Origin of the sequence: Amycolatopsis sp. (genome assembly GCF_035276945.1) — a bacterium.
Lineage (GTDB): Bacteria > Actinomycetota > Actinomycetes > Mycobacteriales > Pseudonocardiaceae > Amycolatopsis_E.
In genome coordinates this window covers 1-2,115 of sequence record NZ_DATELF010000047.1, presented here as the reverse complement: position 1 = coordinate 2,115, position 2,115 = coordinate 1, and the positions used below count along the sequence as shown (strand labels likewise).

Annotated in this window: 3 protein-coding genes; 2 read left to right on the top strand and 1 reads right to left on the bottom strand. The window is 69.0% G+C overall.

Annotation, left to right across the window (positions count from 1 at the left end; all coding sequences use genetic code 11):
• On the bottom strand, positions 1-298 hold a 298-nt coding region (locus tag VJT49_RS07690), incomplete at its 3' end, for a WhiB family transcriptional regulator (protein WP_324164021.1).
• Between the two features lie 341 nt (positions 299-639).
• On the opposite strand from VJT49_RS07690, the gene VJT49_RS07685 reads away from it, so the two are divergent.
• The gene (locus VJT49_RS07685; protein WP_324164020.1) at positions 640-1,224 is read left to right on the top strand and encodes a TetR/AcrR family transcriptional regulator; all 585 of its coding nucleotides are present in this window, start codon (positions 640-642) and stop codon (positions 1,222-1,224) included.
• A 75-nt stretch (positions 1,225-1,299) separates the two neighbouring features.
• Positions 1,300-2,115 (top strand): zinc-binding dehydrogenase (locus VJT49_RS07680; RefSeq protein WP_324164019.1); only part of this gene is annotated, 816 nt, incomplete at its 3' end.

Genomic DNA, 2,115 nt, shown 5'->3' with positions numbered 1-2,115 from the left:
GAGGACGCCCGCGGGGGCGCTTACGCGGCACGATTGCGCCGCGCAGCAGCAACTCACCGCCCCAGACACCCCAGGGCTCCCTGCGCTCCAGCGCGCCGGCCAGGCAGGCCAGTCTGGCCGGGCATCCCCGGCACATCGCCTTCGCTTGCTCCACGTCCTGCGGAGACTCGGCGAAGAACAGCTCCGGATCCTCCGTGCACGGCAGATCCAGGCTCAGTCCCTTGGTGTCCTGACCTCCCTCGTCGGCCAACCCGCCGTGTTCGGCCTGGTAGATGCCGTAGTAGGAGTTGACCATCATCGCCTCCCAGGCGATCCCTCGTAGACGGTTAGTGGTGGCGGTCCGCCTGCGCCTCGTTCACCCCGTGCCGAAGCAGAGCGCCCCGGAACCTCACCGCCCTGTACGGCGAGTCCCGCTTGTACGACGAACGCCCCGGGCTCACCCGGACAAGCGATCGCCGTCAGATACCAGACTCGTCCTAAGCCCGTTGCTACCGCATCGGGCAAATGCCATATCTTCGCCCGGCGGCCTTACCCAGCGCCTAAGCCGCGCACGCCTCAGCCGGTTCGGCACGCGATCGGGCCGAACGGATCTGGTGCACGCTCTTGTTCTTGAGCGATCGTTCACGTATTGTCGCCGTCATGGCACGGCCGCGAGAGTTCGAACCCGACGACGTTCTGGATTCGGCCATGCGGAAGTTCTGGGAGCGCGGCTACCGGGCCACGTCCGTGGACGACCTGGTTCGCGCGACCGGCGTGAAACCCGGCAGCCTCTATTCGGCCTTCCCCGGAGGCAAGCACGCGCTGCTGATGGGGTCGCTGGACCGGTATTCCAGGCTGGTCGTCCCGCAGAAGCTTGGCGACCTGGAAGAACCTGGCGCGTCCGTGGCGCAGATCAGGGCGTACTTCGACGGGCTCGTCCGCGACCTGCTGAGCCCGGAGGGACGCCAGGGCTGCCTGCTCATCAACAGCGCGATCGAGAACGCGGCGGTCGACCCGGAGGTGGCCGCCGTCGTGCGCGGCCACATGGCGCGGCTCGAGCGTTGCTTCACCGGCGCGCTGCGCACGGCCGTCGACCTCGGCGAGATCCCGGCGTCGGTCAACGTGACCGCGGTCGCCAAGGGCCTGCTCGCGACGGCCTCGGGCATGATGGTCGTCGGCAAGGCCAACCCGGACGAGGAGGTGCTGCGGATCATCGTTGACAACGCCTTCGCTGGCTTGATGTAAGGAACCCCGGCCGCCACCTGGCGGCCTCTTCTGTACCTCGATAAATGAACGATCACTCAAGAAAGACGGCGGACCATGAAAGCGATCATCATCAGCTCCTACGGCGGCCCTGAGGTGCTCACCGTGGCCGAACTACCCGATCCCGTGCCCGCGGCCGGCGAGGTGCTGATCGCGGTCCGGGCGTTCGGGCTGAACCACGCCGAGGGGTACATGCGCAGCGGAATCCTCGGCGAGGTGGCCAAGGTCACCGGCATCGAGTGCGCGGGAACCGTGGTGGCCGACCCGAGCGGCCGGCTGGCCGCGGGAACCGCGGTGGTCGCCATACTCGGCGGGATGGGACGGACCCGGAACGGCAGCTATGCCGAGCTCGTCACCGTGCCGGCCAGCAACGTGGTCGAGGTCAGCACCTCGCTGCCGTGGACCGACCTGGTCGCCGTGCCCGAGGTGTACGCGACCGCGTGGGCCGGCCTGCGCCAGAACCTTGACCTGCGACCCGGTCAGAGTGTCCTGATCCGAGGTGCGACCTCGGCCCTCGGCCAGGCCGCGGTGAACGTCGCCGCCGACCTGGGGGCGACCGTGATCGCGACGACCCGCAGCCCGGACCGCGCTGCCCTGCTCGAACGAATCGGCGCCACGACCGTCCTGATCGATGACGGGCGGCTGGGCGACCAGCGGCCCGGCGTGGTCGACTGCGTCTTCGACCTGGTCGGGAACAGCGTCCTGCGGGACTCGCTGCGCACCGTGCGACCGCGCGGCCGGGCTTGCCAGCTCGGCTTCCTCGGCGGGCTGGAGCCAGTGGCGGACTTCAACCCGATCGCCGACCTGCCAAGCGGCGTGCAGTTCAGCTTCTACGGCAGCGCGTTCGTGCTCGGCAGCAGCGAGTTCCCGCTG

Bases quoted from the DNA above. Each gene is read 5' to 3' on its own strand.
- VJT49_RS07685 (WP_324164020.1), top strand. From the start codon at position 640: ATGGCACGGCCGCGAGAGTTCGAACCCGACGACGTTCTGGATTCGGCC.